Below are 3,301 nucleotides of genomic sequence, written 5' to 3'. Positions count from 1 at the left end.
CGAAACGTATGTTGACGAATATGATAACCCAGCACTATAACCACCCTTCAGTGATAATCTGGGGATTGGGTAATGAGAATGACTGGCCGAATGACTTTCCTGAATTTGAACAACGCGAGATACGGAGTCTGATGAGTGAGTTGAATACACTGGCACATCATCTTGATGCCGAACGCAAGACGGCAATTCGCCGTTGTGCATTCTGTAGCGATATTGTAGATGTATATTCTCCTTCTATCTGGGCCGGTTGGTATCGTGGGGTTTATACAGATTATCAGCAGATGTCCAAAGAAGAAATGGAGAAGGTGAAACATTTTCTGCATGTAGAGTGGGGTGGTGATAGCCATGCCGGACGTCATGCGGAGGCTACTGCTCCTATACGAAAAGAAGGTGAAAGTGATGGCGATGCGGCTCTGAACGGTTCGGCTCTGGTGTTGAAGAAAGGAGACTGGTCGGAAAGTTATATCGTTAAGCTGATAGATTGGCATTTGAAGGAACAGGAGAATATGCCTTGGCTGACCAGTGCTGCTTATTGGCCGTTTAAGGACTTTTCCACACCGGTGCGTCCGGATAATCCGGTACCATATATGAATCAGAAAGGAGTGGTGGAACGTGACTTTACGAAAAAGGAAAGTTATTACGTATTCCAATCCTATTGGACAGAAATGCCTATGGTTCATATCTATGGGCATGGTTGGCCTGTGAGATGGGGAGATGCCGATGAAGAAAAAGAGGTCTTGGTTTACTCTAACTGTCCATCGGTGGAACTGTTTGTGAACGGACAAAGCCAGGGGATACGCAAGCGTAATAGTCAGGATTTTCCCGCAGCGGGTTTGCGTTGGAATGTGAAGCTTGCTAAGGGGCAGAATACATTGCGTGCTGTGGCTGCTGGAAAAGAAGCTCTTGCTGATGAATTGAGCTTTGAATATCAGACCGCGAAGTGGGGGAAGGAACATGCATTCCGGGTAACTTCTACTCCTAAAGAAGATGGAATTGTTGAAGTTGAAGCCCAGTTGGTAGATAGTAATGGTATCAGGTGTCTTGATTCCAGAGTTTTTGTTTCTTTCGATATTGCCGGTGACGGAGAACTGATACAGAATCAGGGCACGGCAACCGGTTCCCGCAAAGTACAGGCACGTAACGGGCGGGCACAAATACGGGTTCGTACGCAAGGCGGTACTTCCTGTGTAGCTGTAAAAGCTGATAAAGTCCAAACATCATTTATAACGGTGCAGTAAGATTATGAAAAAGGTAGGTATGTTATTTTTAGGGATCTGTTCTTTTCTGGCTATTTCGTGTACATCGGATAAAGACGGTAAAGATTTTGTGAAGTGTGTTTTAAAGCAGGGTATACTGGAACGTGCCGCTATGAATATAAAGGAGGAACCGGTAACGGTTACCGCCTTTATAGCGGAACGCAGTGCAGGAGATATACATGATTTTTATTCGGAGGGTGATTATTGGTGGCCAGATACTTTGAATCCTGACGGACCTTATGTGCGTAGGGATGGTGAGACCAATCCGGATAATTTTGTAGCTCATCGTCATGCTATGATACGTTTTAGTTCAATCGTAGGTAATCTGACCTCTGCTTATTTGTTGACTCAGGATAAAGAATATGTAGATGCGATACTGGCACATGTACGTGCCTGGTTTGTGAATGAGTCTACGAAAATGAATCCTAACTTGCAGTATGCGCAAGCTATTAAGGGAATTGCTACAGGACGTGGTATTGGCATCATTGATACGGTACATCTTATGGAAGTAGCCCAATCGTTATGGCAGTTAGAAAAGCTTGGAGTATTGTCTAAGGATGATATAAAGTCTACTAAACAGTGGTTTGCTGATTATTTGAAATGGATGTTCACACATCAGTATGGCATAGACGAGATGAATGCTAAGAATAATCATGGAACTTGCTGGGTGATGCAGGCTGCTGTATTTGCCCGTTATGCCGGTGATAAGGATATGATGGATTTTTGTAAGCGGCGTTATAAAGAAGTACTTTTACCTAAGCAGATGGCAGAAGACGGCAGTTTTCCGTTGGAGACAGCACGTACGAAACCTTATGGTTATTCTTTATTTAATTTGGATGCTATGGCAACAATATGCCAGACGCTTTCGGATAAGAATGATAATTTATGGACTTATACGGCAGAGGGAGGTAAGAATATGGAGAAGGGCATTAATTTTATCTATCCCTATGTCGTTGATAAAGAAATCTGGATTTATACGAAAGATGTAATGTATTGGGATGAATGGCCGGTAGCACATCCTTTCCTGATATTCGGTGCACTACAGACTCATAATAAAAGCTGGCAGTCAACGTGGGAAAAGTTAGAACATTTTCCTGTAACCGACGAAGTGGTGCGTAATCTGCCTGTACGTAACCCGTTGATTTGGATTTAATCATTAATGATGATGCTATGATAATAACACGGAAAATAATAGTAGGAATTTGTATCGTATGTGCAGTTGGTACAAGTCATTCTTCTATGGCTCAAAATCGGGTAGTAACTCAACATACAGCCGGTACGGTAGTGGAAGGAGAGGTTACTATGCTGGTTACTCAGGAGACTACTACCCGCTATCGGCGAACTACTTCTCAGGGAGTGCCGGAAGCTAAACTGGGATATACACCCGGAGTTACTCCGAAATATTTAGCTATACCTTTGTCGGAAACAGTGATGACGAGATATCCGGATTATCGGATGGCTTACTGGAAAGACTATACATATGTGCAGGGATACATGTTTGAGGCTATGGACCGTTTGGGACAATTAACAGGTGATAGCAGGTATCTGGAATATATAAAGAAATATATGGATCATTTCGTTGATGAAGCGGGTAATTACAAAGGAGGCGGATTAACGAATCTCGATAATTTTATGACAGGTTCGGCCTTTTGTACATTATACGGACGTACGGGGGATGAGAAATACAAGAAAGCTGCCTTGCAAATATTGAAAGCTGTGGATCACTATCCCAGTTCCGATGGACAGTTCTGGCACGGAAACAGGAGTCCTAATATGTGGATAGATGGTGTTTTTATGATGCAGATGTTCCTTATACGTTGTGCACAATATGTGGGGGAAGCCGATTATTGCTATGATGTGGCATGTAGGAATATTATTACTGCTGCCCGTCATTTGCAACGCCCGGATGGACTTATCCTTCATGCATGGACTACAGAACCTGAAAAGGCTGTGTGGGCGGATAAAACTACCGGACTGTCACCGGAGGTATGGAGTGAAGGCATGGGGTGGTACACTTTGGTGGTACCTGAACTACTGGCTTTACT

Annotated in this window: 3 protein-coding genes; all 3 read left to right on the top strand. The window is 43.6% G+C overall.

What is annotated here, in order from left to right; all coding sequences use genetic code 11:
• Positions 1-1,238: DUF4982 domain-containing protein (locus BACCELL_RS23635; RefSeq protein ID WP_007214658.1), on the top strand; the 1,238-nt coding region annotated here is incomplete at its 5' end.
• Between the two features lie 4 nt (positions 1,239-1,242).
• Positions 1,243-2,409, top strand: coding sequence for an alginate lyase family protein (locus BACCELL_RS23630; protein WP_007214657.1), 1,167 nt, complete (start codon positions 1,243-1,245; stop codon positions 2,407-2,409).
• Positions 2,410-2,495: 86 nt separating this feature from the next.
• Positions 2,496-3,301, top strand: an 806-nt coding sequence (locus BACCELL_RS23625; RefSeq protein WP_248604810.1) for a glycoside hydrolase family 88 protein, incomplete at its 3' end; no start/stop codon positions are given.

Source organism: Bacteroides cellulosilyticus DSM 14838 (genome assembly GCF_000158035.1).
GTDB lineage: Bacteria > Bacteroidota > Bacteroidia > Bacteroidales > Bacteroidaceae > Bacteroides > Bacteroides cellulosilyticus.
The sequence above is the reverse complement of the archived record's forward strand: the minus strand, read 5'-3'. Positions and strand labels throughout refer to the sequence as shown.